Origin of the sequence: Sphingomonas sp. Leaf17, assembly GCF_001421505.1 — a bacterium.
GTDB lineage: Bacteria > Pseudomonadota > Alphaproteobacteria > Sphingomonadales > Sphingomonadaceae > Sphingomonas.
Window position 1 is genome coordinate 196,468 of record NZ_LMKL01000007.1, and the last position, 13,326, is coordinate 209,793.

The following is a 13,326-nucleotide window of genomic DNA, read 5'->3' on the forward strand; positions in this document are numbered from 1 at the left end:
AGGCAGATTAGACTTAGTTGCTGTCAGCGTTGTCGTCGCTGTCTGCGACGATGACGATGCCGGCAACCACAGCGGCTGCTGCGAGGATGGCGATGATGATGCCGCCGCCCGAAGCCTTGTTGCTCTTTGCGGTCGGCGCGCTGGCGCGAACCGACTTTGCAACCGACAGGCTTGCAGCCGAGGTTGCCGGAGCGGCAACGGCCGGAGCAACTGCCATCGAAGCTGCTGCTGCAGCGATCAGAAACTTGCCAAGACGCATGAATGAATTCCTTTTATAAACTCGTCGGCCGCCCAATGACATGAAACCCCTGTCATCGCAACCAGCTAACGTACGTTGCACAAGAACGTTCCTGCGCTGTTGTGGCAATGCAACATATGCACGCCACGAACGCCCATAGCATCCGCGCCACGAACGGAAAATATCCAATCGCCTCGGTTGATCGCAAGGTTTAGGCGTTCAGTTCCCACATCGCGTCACCGTAAAGCCCGATCGCGCTCAGGGCACCCCCCGTATACGCCCCGGTATCGAGGCCGATTCGGTGCGGCCTGACGACGATGTCCGGGACGATCGTGTGCCCATGCACGATTCGTTTTTCCAGGGTGCCGCGAAAATCGAGAAACGGTTCGCGAATCCAGCGCAGGTCGGTCGTCGTCTGGGCCGCCAGCGGAACGCCGGGGCGTACGCCGGCATGGACGAAGGCATAGTCGCCGATGACGATCATGTCCTCGAACGACGACAGGAACACGCGATCGTCGAGTGGCACATGCGCCATCATCCAGTCGTGCAGGCCGGCATAGTCCAACTGCTCATAGGCATCGGCGGACAGCCCATAGCTCATGATCGTCTCACGGCCGCCGATCCGGCAGAAAAACTTCAGCGCCTTCGCATCCCCGGTCAGGGCGGACAGGAACACTTCCTCGTGATTGCCCATCAGGAATCGCATCGCCGGCTTGCCACCGGCGCGCGCGCGCAACCGCGCAATGACCTGGGCGGAGTGCGGACCGCGATCGACCAGGTCGCCCAGCACGATGATGGTCGTGTCGGCGGGCGGCCGGGCGGCATCATCTCGGTCGATGTCCGCCAGCAGCCGGTCGAGCTGGTCGAGGCAGCCATGGACGTCGCCGATCGCATAGACGCGTTGGCCGTCGGGAATGGTTGCGGTCGGCGCCCGCGAACGGCGGCGCGACCCTAGCAGCTTGGAGAGCATGGCGGGCTTGCGGTTATGGTAGGGGACGCGATCACATAGTGATGCCGCCCCCTCGCGGCAATGTCGCCCGTGGGGTCAGCTCGCCAGACGGATCGCCGGCGTCGACCCGGCATGACGCGGCTGGTCGGGCCAGATGCCGCGTGTGTCGAGCACCTGCTTGCCGCTGCGCTCCTCCAGCGGGATCGACCGGAAAATGTCGTGGTCCACCAGAACGACCATGATCCCGCACGTCTCGATCGCGGTGTCGACGTCGATCAGGGTCGCGCGGCTCCCGTCGAATGCCGCCGGCAGTTGCGTGGCATAGGGTTCGACGATCCGGATCCGCTCGCCGAACCGCGCGGCCAGCGCGGCCGCGACCTTCAGCGCGGGGCTTTCGCGGAAGTCGTCGATATTGGCCTTGAACGCCAGGCCAAGGCACGCGACCGGCACGCCGGGCGACGCGGCGATCATGGCCGTAACCTGCGCGATCACATGATCGGTCTTGCCGTCGTTCACCTCGCGCGCGGTGCGGATCAGCGGCGTCTGGTCGGGGGCGGCGTGGACGAGGAACCACGGGTCGACCGCGATGCAGTGCCCGCCGACGCCGGGGCCGGGGGACAGGATGTTGACGCGCGGGTGGCGGTTGGCGAGGCGGATCACCTCCCACACATCGACGCCCATCGTATCGGCGATCAGGCTGAGCTCGTTGGCAAAGGCGATATTGACGTCGCGGAAGGCATTTTCGGTCAGTTTCGTCATTTCGGCGGCACGTGCGGTCGTGGTGACGCACGCCCCGCGCACGAACCGTTTGTAGAAGCTCAGCGCCTTGCGCGCGCAGCGCGGAGTGATGCCGCCGATGACCCGGTCGTTGTCGATCAGTTCGACCAATATGCGGCCCGGCAGTACGCGCTCCGGGCAATAGGCGATGGCGATGTCGGGCTGCTCCCCCGACTTGCCGGGCACGCGCAGGTCGGGGCGCAGGCTCGCCAGCAGGTCGCGGACCTTCTCGGTTGTGCCGACCGGCGAGGTCGACTCGAGGATGATCGTGTCGCCCGCCTTCAACACGGTGGCGATGCTGGTCGCGGCCTTCAGGACATAGCCGATGTTCGGCGCGTGATCGGCATCGAAGGGTGTCGGCACCGCGATGACGAAGACGTCGGCGGGGGCGATTACGGTCGAGGCGCGCAGCGTACCGCGCGCGACCACGCCGGACACCAGCCCGTCGAGATCGACTTCCTCGATATGCACCTTGCCCGAATTGACGGTATCGACGACCGACTCGGTCACGTCGACGCCCAGCACCTGCGCGCCGGTGCGGGCGATGACCGCGGCGGTGGGCAGGCCGATATAGCCCAGCCCCAGTACGACGACGTTCAATTCAGTGTCCGAAGCCATTAGCAACTATCCTGGCAATCCGGGCGGCGGCATGGCCGTCGCCAAAGGGGTTGTGTGCGCGCGCCATCGCGGAATAGGCGGCGTTGTCGTCGAGAAGCGTGAAGACTTCGGAAACGATCCGGTCCTCGTCGGTGCCGACCAGCCGCGCGGTGCCGGCGACGATGCCCTCGGGCCGTTCGGTCGTCTCGCGCATAACTAGGACGGGCTTGCCCAGCGCGGGGGCCTCCTCCTGCACGCCGCCCGAATCGGTCAGCACCAGATGCGCCATCCCCAGCGCCCGGACGAAATGCGGATAGTCGAGCGGCGCGATCCTCGCCACGTTCGGGCGGTCGGCCAGGATCGCATCCATCACCGCGACGACATTGGGGTTGGGATGCACCGGAAAGACGATGGCGATGTCGTCGCGGTCGGCGATGCGGCCGATCGCGCGGGCGATCGCCGCCATGCCGCCGCCGAAGTTCTCGCGACGATGGGTGGTCACCAGAACGATCCGCCGTCCGGCAAACCGTTCGGCGATGGCATCCAGCCCGGCCGCCAGCGTGGGATCGTCGGCGATCCGGTCGCGGGTCCAGTGCAGCGCGTCGATGACCGTGTTGCCGGTGACGTGGATCGTCGCGGGGTCGATCGTCTCGCGGCGCAGCGCGTCGGCGGCGGTATCGGTCGGCGCGAAATGCTGGTCGGCGATCGGCGCGACGATCCGCCGGTTCACCTCCTCGGGCCAGGGGTGATAGATATCGCCCGAGCGCAGGCCCGCCTCGACATGCGCAACCGGGATCTTGCGGTAATAGGCGGCGAGCGCGCCGGCCATCGCGGTGGCGGTGTCGCCTTGCACGATCACCCGGTCGGGTTTCTCGGCATCCATCACCGCGCCAAGCCCGGTCAGCAGGCGCGCGGTCAGCCGGTCGAGCGTCTGGTCCGGCTCCATGATATCAAGGTCGCGGTCGGGCACCAGCCCGGCGATCTCCAGCACCTGATCCAGCAGGCCGCGATGCTGCGCGGTGACGCACGTCCTGACCGTCAGCCCGTCGGTCGCGGCGAGCGCTCCAATGACGGGGAACAGCTTGATCGCCTCCGGCCGGGTGCCGAACACCACGAGGATTTTCGCGGGACGTGGAGCGTTTATGGGGAAGACAGGGTTCATGCCTCCGGTCCCTAGCAGGCCAGGCTTAAGAGTGCGCTAAGCCCGGAGCCATCGGAGGTCGTTTGAACTCTCCCGTCGGCAGCGTTAGGGACGATGGAGCAATTCGAGGTACCCAATGTCATTCAAACCCCTTCGCAAGGCCGTTCTTCCCGTCGCGGGCCTTGGCACCCGCTTCCTGCCCGCCACCAAGGCGATGCCGAAGGAAATGCTGACCGTCGTCGACAAGCCGCTGATCCAGTATGCGGTCGAGGAGGCGCTGGAGGCAGGAATCGAGCAGATCATCTTCGTCACCGGCCGCAACAAGAGCGCGCTGGAAGATCATTTCGACATTTCCTACGAGCTTGAGGATACCATGAAGGCGCGCGGCAAGTCGCTCGCGATCCTCGAAGGCATCCGTCAGAAGCCCGGGTCGCCGGTGTATATCCGCCAGCAGGAGCCGCTTGGCCTTGGCCATGCCGTCTGGTGCGCGCGCGAGATCGTCGGCGACGAGCCGTTCGCGGTGCTGCTGCCCGACGAACTGATGAACGGATCGCCCGGTTTCCTGAAGCAGATGGTCGAGGCGTATGAAAAGGTCGGCGGCAACATCGTCGGCGCGCTGGAGGTGCCCGACAGCGAAACCGACAAATACGGGATCATCTCGCCTGGTGCGCGCGATGGCCGCCTGGTCGAGGTGACGGCGCTGATCGAAAAGCCGGCGAGGGGCACGGCCCCGTCCAACCTGATGATCCCCGGCCGCTACATCCTGCAGCCCGAGATCATGCGGATCCTGGAGGGGCAGGAGGCCGGTGCCGGCGGCGAAATCCAGCTGACCGACGCGATGGCGCAACTGATCGGGCAACAACCGTTCCACGGCTTCACCTTCGACGGGCAGCGGTACGATTGCGGCGACAAGGCCGGCTATATCCAGGCCAACCTCGCGCTGGCGCTGGAGCGCGAGGACATCGGGCCGGCGGTGCTGGCGTTTGCCCGCGAGTTGATCGGGCGATGACGCGGTCGTCGTCGCGGGGCGGACGCCGTTGACCATCCTCGTCACGGGGATGGCGGGGTTCATCGGCTATCATCTGGCCGACCGTCTGGCGGCACGCGGGGACCGGGTCGTCGGGATCGACGACCTGAACGGTTATTACAGTCCGCAACTGAAGCGGGACCGGTTGGCCGCGCTTGCGGCGGCGCATGGCGACCGGATCGCCTTCGTGCCCTGTGACTTCGCCGATGACGTCGCGCTGGACCGCGCGGTCGAGGGTGTGGCGATCGACCGGATCGTCCACCTCGGCGCGCAGGCCGGCGTGCGCTATTCGATCGAGAATCCGCGCGCCTATGTCCGCTCCAATCTCGCCGGTCACGTCAACATGCTGGAACTGGCGCGGGCGCGGGGGGTGGCGCACATGGTCTATGCCTCGTCCTCGTCGGTCTATGGCGGCAATGTGTCGATGCCGTTTCGGGTCGAGGACCGGGTGGACTTTCCCGTCTCGCTCTACGCCGCCACCAAGAAGGCGGACGAGCTGATGAGCGAAACCTATGCGCATCTCTATCGCCTGCCGCAGACGGGCCTGCGCTTCTTCACGGTCTACGGCCCCTGGGGACGGCCGGACATGGCGGCTTGGCTGTTCACCAGCGCGATCCTGGAGGGGCGGCCGATTAAGGTGTTCAACCACGGCCGGATGCAGCGCGACTTCACCTATATCGACGATATCGTCAGCGGCATCGTCGCCGCGCTCGACCACCCGCCGGCCGACGACCGGGCGGTCAAGCCGGGCGGCAGCGTGTCACCGCACGCGCTGTACAATATCGGCAACAACCGGCCCGAGGAACTCGGCCGGCTGATCGACGTGATCGAGGCGGCGTGCGGTCGCAAGGCGGCGCGGGACTATCAGCCGATGCAGCCGGGCGACGTGCCCGCGACCTATGCCGATATCAGCGCGATCGCCACCGACCTCGGCTATGCGCCGACGACGCCGATCGAGGTCGGTATCCCGCGCTTCGTCGACTGGTACCGCGCCTATACCGGCGTCTGATCCGTGTCCGGTGTCGGCCGGGCATGGCGGCGGACGAACCACGGAAAGACGATCAGGATCACCGACGGCCAGAGCATGGTCAGCCACATGTCGTGCAGCGAGGCGGGGAGGTTTCCCTCATCGCTTGGATCATGTGTCTGGAGCAGGTCGTAAACCTCGTTGACGCTCTCGACGACCAGCACGGCGAGCCACGGCAGCCAATGCCAGGGCGGACGTCGCAGCAGGATCGCGGCCACGAGCATGACGGCCAGCCCGCCGATGACGTGCAGCGCATCCGGCGCGACGCCGGTCCATACGGAAAGGGCGATCTTGTCCTGCGTCCAGTCGGGCACGCGCAAATCTTTCAACGAAGTATAGAAGAAGCGGCGGGCCTTAGCACGCGTCGATGAACAGGAGACGACGAACCGGCGCCTGCGGTGGTGTCAGGAGCGGGAGCCGCAGGCCGGGCAGCCGGGATCCTTGGGCAGGCGGATCGTGCGGAACCGCAGCGCAAGCAGATCGAGCAGCAATAGCTTGCCCGCGCTGTCCTCACCGAACGGGGCAATGGCGCGCAGGACTTCCAGCGCCGCCAGACTGCCGAGGATGCCCGTCACCGGCCCGAGCACGCCATCATCGGCACAGGTCGCGCCGGCCTGATCCGAGGCATTGCCGACGAAGCAGCGATAGCACGGGCTGCCCGCCTCCCACCCGCGATAGGTGGCAAGTTGCCCCTCGAACGGTCCGACCGCCGCCGACACCAGCGGAATCCCGGCTGCCAGCGCCGCATCGGCGACAGCCAGCCGGGTCGCGAAATTATCGCAGCCGTCCAGGATGACGTCCGCGCCGTCGATCAGCCCGGCCGCGTTGCCGGCGTCGATCCGGGTCGCGTGGGTCATGACGGTGACGAACGGATTGATCCGGCGCACGGCGGCGGCCGCGGCGGCGACCTTGTCCTGGCCGACATCGTCGGTGGCAAAGATCGTCTGGCGTTGCAGGTTGGACATATCCACCCGGTCGTCGTCGATCAGGACGAGGTGGCCGACTCCGGCGGCGGCCAGATACTGGATCGCGGGAGAACCGATGCCGCCAGCGCCGATGACGGCGACCGATGCCGCCTTCAGCCGCATCTGCCCCGCGCCGCCAAATTCGCGAAGGACGATGTGGCGGGCGTACCGGGTCAGTTCGGCGTCGGACAGGGCGGCGGGCGCTGCCCCGCTCACTCGGTCCACGCGAACGTCATGCCGACGCGATACCATTGCTCGCCGATTGCGCCGCCGGTGTCGATATTGTCGCGCGCCATCCGCGATACGAGTCCCGCGGCGAACTGTTCGACGGTCGGGCAGTCTATCGCGCGGGGTACGATCCGCCGGACCTGACCGCCGGGCGAGCTGCGTACCGCCAGGTCGATGCGCAGGATCAACTGGCCGTCGCTCTGGCGCGATGCGGCGCAACGGCCGGCGGCAACCTCGGCCTTGACGAACTGCGACATTTCCGGCGCGGCTGGTGGCCGCCGGCGAAAATGCAGGTCGCTCAGCATCGACCAGTCCGCCGGCGGCAATGCCTCGATGGCTGGCGGCGTCGCCGGCACGGCCTGCAGCACCGGCAGCGCGGCCTGTGCGAGAAGAAGCAGCAATCCCATCATCGTCCCGTCGATCCGAACCCGCCATGCCCGCGATCGGTGTCGTCCAGTGTCTCGACCAGGTCCAGCGTCGCGCGCTGGACCGGGGCGGGGACAAGCTGGGCGATCCGGTCACCGCGCGCGATCACGAACGGCACGTCCCCCAGGTTGGCGAGAATGACCTTCACCTCGCCGCGATAGTCGCTGTCGATGGTCCCCGGCGTGTTGAGGCAGGTGACGCCGTGGGTCAGCGCCAGGCCGGAGCGTGGCCGGACCTGAACCTCATACCCGTCGGGAATGGCGATTGCGAAACCGGTCCCCACCGCCGCGCGGCCGCCGGGGGGCAGCGTGATGGCCAGCGCCGACACCACGTCCATCCCGGCCGCGCCGGCGGTCGCATAGGCGGGCAGGGGCAGGCCTTCGCCATGCGGCAGGCGCTTCAGGGCGATACGGATCGGGGGCATTTCAGGTCTCCAGCGCGTCGGCGATGGCGTCGGCAAGGCGGGTGGCGACGGTGGCCTTCGGCAGTCGCTCCCAGCTTTCGACGCCGCCTTCGCGGACGATGTGAACGGTGTTGGCATCGCCGCCCATGACGTCGCCGGACACGTCGTTGGCGACGATCCAGTCGGCCTTCTTGCGAAGCCGCTTGGCCGCGGCGTGTTCGATCACACGCTCGGTCTCGGCGGCAAAGCCGATGACCAGCGGGGGGCGGTTCGCGGCGGAGGCCAGCGTCGCGAGGATATCGGGATTTTCGGCAAGCGTCAGCACCGGCGGCATCGCGCCCTTCTTCACCTTTTGCACCGCAACCGCGACGTGCCAGTCGGCGACGGCGGCGACCATGACGGCGACGTCGGCGGGCAGGGCGGCCTCGACCGCGCCCGCCATCTCGCGGGCGGTTTCGACGTCGACGCGGTCGACTCCGGCCGGTGTCGGCAGCATCACCGGGCCTGCGACCAGCGTGACGCGCGCACCCAGCGCGGCCAGCGCGCCGGCAATCGCGAACCCCTGTTTGCCCGACGACCGGTTGGCCAGATAGCGGACCGGGTCGATCGGCTCATGCGTCGGGCCGGCGGTCACGAGGACGTGGCGGCCAGCAAGACGATCGGACACCCCCAGCGCCCGGTCGATCGCCTCGGCGATGGCGACCGGTTCGGGCAAGCGGCCGGGGCCATATTCGCCGCAGGCCATCGCGCCCTCGTCGGGTTCCAGCACGGTGATGCCGTCGCCGCGCAGTTGCGCCACGTTGCGCACCGTGGCGGCATGGGTCCACATCCGCACGTTCATCGCCGGCGCGGCCAGTACCGGCGTGTCGGTCGCCAGCAGCAATGTCGTCGCCAGATCGTCGGCGACGCCGGCCGCCATGCGGGCCATCAGATCGGCGGTGACGGGGCAGACGACGATCAGGTCGGCCTGGCGGCTGAGCTGGATGTGCCCCATTTCGGCTTCGTCGGTCAGGTCCCACAGGGTCGTATAGACCTTGTCCTCGCTCAGCGCCGCCAGCGTCATCGGCGTGACGAAATGGCTGCCGCCCTCGGTCAGCACGCAGCGGACGGCGTGGCCGCGCTTGCGCAGCAGGCGGATCAGTTCGGCCGACTTGTATGCCGCGATGCCGCCGCCGACGATGAGCAGGATCCGCTTCACCGGGTCACCCGCGTGACGGTGATCCGTCGCGTGTCGAATGCGGTGGCGGCCAGGTCGCGCAGCGCGTCGGGCAGGAAGGCGAGGCCGATCAGGACCAGAGGGGCGATCATCAGACCCCAATAGAAGGTGTCGGCCCGCGCGAACAGCGCCAGCAGCGCGACATAGGCCAGCAGCACGGCCAGCGTCCGGTGCGCCAGCGGCGAGACCCACGCGCTCCACCCCGCCAGCGCCAGGACGACCAGCGGCGCGGCCAGCCACATCGGCAGCACCGCCAGCGCGCTTGCGATCCCGATCGTGTGCACGGCAAAGCCCGGCCCCAGCAGCGCGCTCCAGCCCGGCGACGACGGATCGAGCGGCCCGACCACCTGCGCCACCGCATGGGCGTGGGCGGCCACCGCGCCGGCGAACACGACCAGCGCCACGCCCCATCCCGCCGCCTCGCGCCGCGCGCCGTCGGCCAGCGCGAACACGGCCATCACGACGACATACAGCGCCGCCGTCTCCCGGATCAGCATCGCGGCGAGCGCCAAGGCCACTGCTTCGATCCAGTATCCGCGCCGTCGCAGCGCCAGCGACAGGGCGATCAGCAGCCCGGCCCAGACCTCGTGAAACCCCATCAGCGGCAGTTGCAGATGCACGATCATCCCGCCGACCAGCAGCATCAGTGCGGCCACCCGCGCTGGCCGCCGGGGCAGGGCGGCCAGCAACGAACCGCTCCACGCCATGAAGGTGCCGGCGGCCAGGACATACAGCAAGGTTGCGGAGGCCCAGATCGGCAGCGCGGCCTGCACCACCGCCAGCGTGGGCAGGCGGAAGGTGACGAACGGGCGCATCGGATACCCCCCGCTACGCAGCGCATCGGCCGCCACCTGGTAATATCCACCGCCGTGGCGGACACCATCGACGATCTGCTGATAGAGGACGATGTCGGTCGGAGTATCGGCCGCCAGCGGAGCGGCCACGGGAACACGCAGCGCCAGAACGGTCAGTCCGACCACCAGCATCAGCAGGCTCACCAGCACGATCCGGCTCGCGCCGCGTGAGAGGCCGGCATAGCGGGTCGGCGCGGCAAGCCAGATCGGCGGGCGCGGCCGTACGATCATTGGCGCTGGCATTGGGGCTGGCTCATCGCAGCAGCAGGACCGTAGCCCCGATGCTGGCCAGTGCGGTCATCGCCGCGACCGCCGCATAGCGCCAGCCGCCGCCAAGCCTGACGACCTGGATATCGCGCAGCGGCGGTGTTGGCGGCGCGCCACCGGCCGGCGGGAAATGCGCCTCGATCCGGCGGACGAGGTCGGGCAGGCGGGTCAGCGTCCGGACGTCGAGGATGATCCGGTCGGCGATCGCCGCCTCCGGTCCCAGCTCGCTGCGGATCCATTCCTCGATGAAGGGCTGGGCGGTGTCCCACAGGTTGATGTCGGGATCGAGGCTGGTCGCCACGCCCTCGACCATCACCATCGTCTTTTGCAGGAGCAGCAGGTGCGGCTGCGTCGCCATGTCGAAATCGCGGGTGATGGTGAACAGGCTGTCCAGCATCGTGCCGATCGACATGTCCTTGACCGGCAGGCCGCGCATCGGTTCGCCGACCGCGCGCAGGGCGGTCGCGAACTCGTTAACATCGTGATAGGCCGGGACATAGCCCGCCTCGAAATGGATTTCGGCGACCCGCTTGTAGTTGCCGGTGATGAGACCGTAGAGAATCTCGGCCAGCCAGACCCGCGCCCGCCGGTCGATCCGGCCCATGATGCCGAAATCAATCGCCGCGATCCTGTCGCCCGGCAGCGCGAACAGATTGCCCTGGTGCATGTCGGCGTGGAAGAATCCGTCGGCGATCGCCTGACGCAGGAACGCGCGGACCAGTGTCTGTGCCAGCCGGGCGGTATCATGGCCGGCGGCGACCAGTGCGGCGCGGTTCGACAGCTTGATGCCGTCGATCCATTCCAGCGTCATCACCTTGCCGGTCGACCGCTGCCAGTCGATCGCGGGAACGACGAAATCCGATTCCGCCATCATGTTTTCGGCGAGTTCAGACGCCGATGCCGCCTCGCGCCGCAGGTTCAGTTCGCGCGTGGTCCAGCGCTTGAACGTCTCGATCGTCAGGCGCGGGCGCAGGCGCATGGCCTCGCCGCCGATACCCTCAAGCTGGGCGGCGGCCCATTGATAGGTGTCGAGATCGCGGAGGAAGTCCTCCTCCACGCCCGGCCGCAGCACCTTGACCGCGACTGTCCGGCCCTCGGTCGTGACGGCGCGGTGGACCTGCGCGATCGACGCGGCCCCGACCGGGGTTTCCTCGACACTGGCGTACAGATCCGCGAGCGGACGGCCGAAGCTCGCCTCCATGGCCGTGCGGATGACGGGGAAGGGCACGGCGGGCAGCGCGTCCTGCAATCGCAGCAGGTCATGTGCGGCCACGTCGCCGACCAGATCGGGCCGGGTGGCCAGTGTCTGCCCCAGCTTGATCGCGGCCGGGCCGATCGCCTGGAACGCATCGGCATAGCGCGGGACCGCCGGCACGCGTGCGCCGATCCGCGCGATCCGGGCGAGGCGACGGACCGGCGCGGGCGCGTTGGGATCGCGCTCGATCCCCGTCAGCGCGCCGTGACGCGCCAGGGTCCGGCCCCATTTCAGGAGCCGCCAGAGGTGAACGACGGAGGTGGTCACGGGCGGGTCAAATCTTCCAGCCGCTGTGGATCGCGACAAGCCCGCCGAGCAGCGGCTCGACCCGGGTCTGGACGAAACCGGCGTCGGCGATCATCGCCTCGAACGCGGGCATCGTCGGGAAGCGGCGGATCGATTCGACCAGATAGCGATAGCTGTCGGCGTCCTGCGCGAGCAGCTGGCCCAGCTTTGGCACCATCTTGTGCGAATAACTGTCGTAGATTTCGGCAAAGCCCGGCCACTGGGTCGTGGAGAATTCCAGGCAGAAGAACCGGCCGCCACGCTTCAGCACGCGGTTCGCCTCGCGCAACGCCTTGGGGATGTCGGTCACGTTCCGGATGCCGAAGGCGATGGTGTAGGCGTCGAAGAACCGGTCGGGGAAGGTCAGCGTCTCCGCATTCGCCTCGGTCCAGACGAGGCCGTCGATCCCGCGCTCGGCCGCGCGGGCCATGCCCACCTCCAGCATCGCCGGGTTGATATCGGCGACCGTGATCGCCGCGCCCGATTTTTCCATGCGGAAGGCGATGTCGCCCGTGCCGCCGGCCATGTCGAGAATCTGCTCGCCCAGTTTCGGTTTCACCCGCCGGACGAAGCGATCCTTCCACAACCGGTGCATGCCGCCCGACATGGCGTCGTTCATCACGTCGTAGCGGGACGCCACGGAGGCGAAGACGTCGCCGACCCGGCGAGTTTTTTCTTCCGGCGCCACCTGTTCATAGCCGAAGGAAACGGTGTCGGCGGTGGCGTCGGTCGGATGGGCGTTCGTGCTGTCGGTCATGCACCGGCTCTAGCCGCGCCTTGTGGCAGGGGCAAACGCAACCTAGCTGCATTGCGTGCCTGAATTACCAGAAGTCGAAACCACCGTGCGTGGCCTTGCTCCCGTGCTGGAGGGGCAGCGGCTTGCCCGCGTGCTGCCGCGCCGCGCCGACCTGCGCCACGCCTTTCCCGTCGATCTGGGTCAGCGGCTGACCGGCGCGACCGTCACCGGCCTGTCGCGGCGGGCGAAATACGGCATGATCGCCACCGATCGCGGCGACACGATGATCTTTCACCTTGGCATGTCGGGCCGCTGGCGAGTCGATCCGTCCGACATGCTCAAGCACGACCATCTCGTGCTGGAAACCGGCGCGGGTCGGGTCGTCGCGCTGAACGACCCCCGGCGTTTCGGTTTCGTCGACCTGATGCCGACCGAGTCGCTGGCGGCGTATCCGCCGTTCGCGGCGATGGGGCCTGAACCGCTTGGGTCCGATCTCACGCCCGCGCACCTCGCGGCGGCGTTCAAGGGGCGGGTGTCGCCGATCAAGGCGCTGTTGCTCGACCAGCGAATCGTCGCCGGTCTTGGCAACATCTATGTCTGCGAGGCGCTGAACATGGCGGGGATCGCGCCGTCGATCGCGGCCGGGCGGGTCGGCCGGGTGCGGCTTGCCCGGTTGGTCGATGCCATTCGCGCCGTGCTGACATCGGCGATCGCGGCCGGTGGATCGACGCTGCGCGATTATGCCCGGCCCGATGGCGAACTGGGGTATTTCTCGAAACAATGGCGCGTCTACGGGCGGGAGGGAGAGGCGTGCGGATGCGGCACGACCGTATTGCGCCGGGCCGAAGGCGGGCGATCGACCTTCTGGTGTCCGACGTGTCAGCGCGGTTGACCTGACGTCCGGTCTTCTTTAAGGGGCCAACCTTCGAGAGGGC

15 protein-coding genes are annotated in these 13,326 nt (G+C 67.8%); 3 read left to right on the forward strand and 12 right to left on the reverse strand.

The window, feature by feature from the left end:
* Nucleotides 1-13: 13 nt before the first annotated feature.
* The 4 genes from ASE75_RS11910 to wecB form a co-directional block, all read right to left on the reverse strand.
* On the reverse strand, nt 14-259 hold the full coding sequence (locus ASE75_RS11910) for a hypothetical protein (protein WP_055933799.1): 246 nt from the start codon (nt 257-259) through the stop codon (nt 14-16).
* Nucleotides 260-449: 190 nt separating this feature from the next.
* Nucleotides 450-1,208 carry a metallophosphoesterase family protein gene (locus tag ASE75_RS11915; protein ID WP_055933801.1) on the reverse strand — a complete coding sequence of 253 codons (759 nt, stop codon included), beginning with the start codon at nt 1,206-1,208 and terminating at the stop codon, nt 450-452.
* Nucleotides 1,209-1,283: 75 nt separating this feature from the next.
* Nucleotides 1,284-2,582 carry a UDP-N-acetyl-D-mannosamine dehydrogenase gene (gene wecC, locus ASE75_RS11920; protein ID WP_055933802.1) on the reverse strand — a complete coding sequence of 433 codons (1,299 nt, stop codon included), beginning with the start codon at nt 2,580-2,582 and terminating at the stop codon, nt 1,284-1,286.
* Nucleotides 2,566-3,723: a non-hydrolyzing UDP-N-acetylglucosamine 2-epimerase gene (gene wecB, locus ASE75_RS11925; protein ID WP_055933804.1), complete on the reverse strand. Its 1,158-nt coding sequence runs from the start codon at nt 3,721-3,723 to the stop codon at nt 2,566-2,568. Before wecB ends, wecC begins: the two co-directional genes overlap by 17 nt.
* 115 nt (nt 3,724-3,838) lie before the next feature.
* Between wecB and galU the strand changes: the two genes are divergently transcribed.
* The gene (gene galU, locus ASE75_RS11930; protein ID WP_055933806.1) at nt 3,839-4,711 is read left to right on the forward strand and encodes a UTP--glucose-1-phosphate uridylyltransferase GalU; all 873 of its coding nucleotides are present in this window, start codon (nt 3,839-3,841) and stop codon (nt 4,709-4,711) included.
* A gap of 28 nt (nt 4,712-4,739) precedes the next feature.
* Nucleotides 4,740-5,738, forward strand: coding sequence for an SDR family NAD(P)-dependent oxidoreductase (locus ASE75_RS11935; RefSeq protein WP_055933809.1), 999 nt, complete (start codon nt 4,740-4,742; stop codon nt 5,736-5,738).
* Here the strand turns inward: ASE75_RS11935 and ASE75_RS11940 are convergent.
* The 8 genes from ASE75_RS11940 to ASE75_RS11975 all read right to left on the reverse strand — a co-directional run bounded on the left by ASE75_RS11940 (nt 5,723) and on the right by ASE75_RS11975 (nt 12,412).
* Entirely contained in the window at nt 5,723-6,070 is a 348-nt protein-coding gene (locus ASE75_RS11940; protein WP_055933811.1) for a hypothetical protein, read from the reverse strand. The two genes, ASE75_RS11935 and ASE75_RS11940, sit on opposite strands and share 16 nt — an antisense overlap.
* A 90-nt stretch (nt 6,071-6,160) precedes the next feature.
* The gene (locus ASE75_RS11945) at nt 6,161-6,937 is read right to left on the reverse strand and encodes a HesA/MoeB/ThiF family protein (RefSeq protein WP_235512700.1); all 777 of its coding nucleotides are present in this window, start codon (nt 6,935-6,937) and stop codon (nt 6,161-6,163) included.
* A complete protein-coding gene (locus ASE75_RS11950; protein WP_055933815.1) occupies nt 6,934-7,356 on the reverse strand; it encodes a hypothetical protein in 423 nt (140 codons plus the stop codon). Before ASE75_RS11950 ends, ASE75_RS11945 begins: the two co-directional genes overlap by 4 nt.
* Nucleotides 7,356-7,799: a dUTP diphosphatase gene (gene dut / locus ASE75_RS11955; RefSeq protein WP_055933817.1), complete on the reverse strand. Its 444-nt coding sequence runs from the start codon at nt 7,797-7,799 to the stop codon at nt 7,356-7,358. Before dut ends, ASE75_RS11950 begins: the two co-directional genes overlap by 1 nt.
* Before the next feature lies 1 nt (nt 7,800).
* The gene (gene coaBC / locus ASE75_RS11960) at nt 7,801-8,976 is read right to left on the reverse strand and encodes a bifunctional phosphopantothenoylcysteine decarboxylase/phosphopantothenate--cysteine ligase CoaBC (protein ID WP_055933819.1); all 1,176 of its coding nucleotides are present in this window, start codon (nt 8,974-8,976) and stop codon (nt 7,801-7,803) included.
* The gene (locus tag ASE75_RS11965) at nt 8,973-10,079 is read right to left on the reverse strand and encodes a hypothetical protein (RefSeq protein WP_055933820.1); all 1,107 of its coding nucleotides are present in this window, start codon (nt 10,077-10,079) and stop codon (nt 8,973-8,975) included. The genes coaBC and ASE75_RS11965 overlap by 4 nt, the downstream gene beginning before the upstream one ends.
* 22 nt (nt 10,080-10,101) lie before the next feature.
* Nucleotides 10,102-11,637, reverse strand: coding sequence for a 2-polyprenylphenol 6-hydroxylase (gene ubiB, locus ASE75_RS11970; protein WP_055933823.1), 1,536 nt, complete (start codon nt 11,635-11,637; stop codon nt 10,102-10,104).
* A 7-nt stretch (nt 11,638-11,644) separates the two neighbouring features.
* Complete coding sequence (locus ASE75_RS11975; protein WP_055933825.1) at nt 11,645-12,412, reverse strand: class I SAM-dependent methyltransferase; 768 nt, start codon at nt 12,410-12,412, stop codon at nt 11,645-11,647.
* 55 nt (nt 12,413-12,467) lie between these two features.
* Here ASE75_RS11975 and mutM point away from each other — a divergent pair, with 55 nt between their 5' ends.
* A complete protein-coding gene (gene mutM / locus ASE75_RS11980) occupies nt 12,468-13,283 on the forward strand; it encodes a bifunctional DNA-formamidopyrimidine glycosylase/DNA-(apurinic or apyrimidinic site) lyase (protein WP_055933827.1) in 816 nt (271 codons plus the stop codon).
* Nucleotides 13,284-13,326 lie beyond the last annotated feature (43 nt).

Bases quoted from the DNA above. Each gene is read 5' to 3' on its own strand.
- ASE75_RS11910 (WP_055933799.1), bottom strand. From the start codon at position 259: ATGCGTCTTGGCAAGTTTCTGATCGCTGCAGCAGCAGCTTCGATGGCA.
- ASE75_RS11915 (WP_055933801.1), bottom strand. From the start codon at position 1,208: ATGCTCTCCAAGCTGCTAGGGTCGCGCCGCCGTTCGCGGGCGCCGACC.
- wecC (WP_055933802.1), bottom strand. From the start codon at position 2,582: ATGGCTTCGGACACTGAATTGAACGTCGTCGTACTGGGGCTGGGCTAT.
- wecB (WP_055933804.1), bottom strand. From the start codon at position 3,723: ATGAACCCTGTCTTCCCCATAAACGCTCCACGTCCCGCGAAAATCCTC.
- galU (WP_055933806.1), top strand. From the start codon at position 3,839: ATGTCATTCAAACCCCTTCGCAAGGCCGTTCTTCCCGTCGCGGGCCTT.
- ASE75_RS11950 (WP_055933815.1), bottom strand. From the start codon at position 7,356: ATGGGATTGCTGCTTCTTCTCGCACAGGCCGCGCTGCCGGTGCTGCAG.
- dut (WP_055933817.1), bottom strand. From the start codon at position 7,799: ATGCCCCCGATCCGTATCGCCCTGAAGCGCCTGCCGCATGGCGAAGGC.
- ASE75_RS11965 (WP_055933820.1), bottom strand. From the start codon at position 10,079: ATGATCGTACGGCCGCGCCCGCCGATCTGGCTTGCCGCGCCGACCCGC.
- ASE75_RS11975 (WP_055933825.1), bottom strand. From the start codon at position 12,412: ATGACCGACAGCACGAACGCCCATCCGACCGACGCCACCGCCGACACC.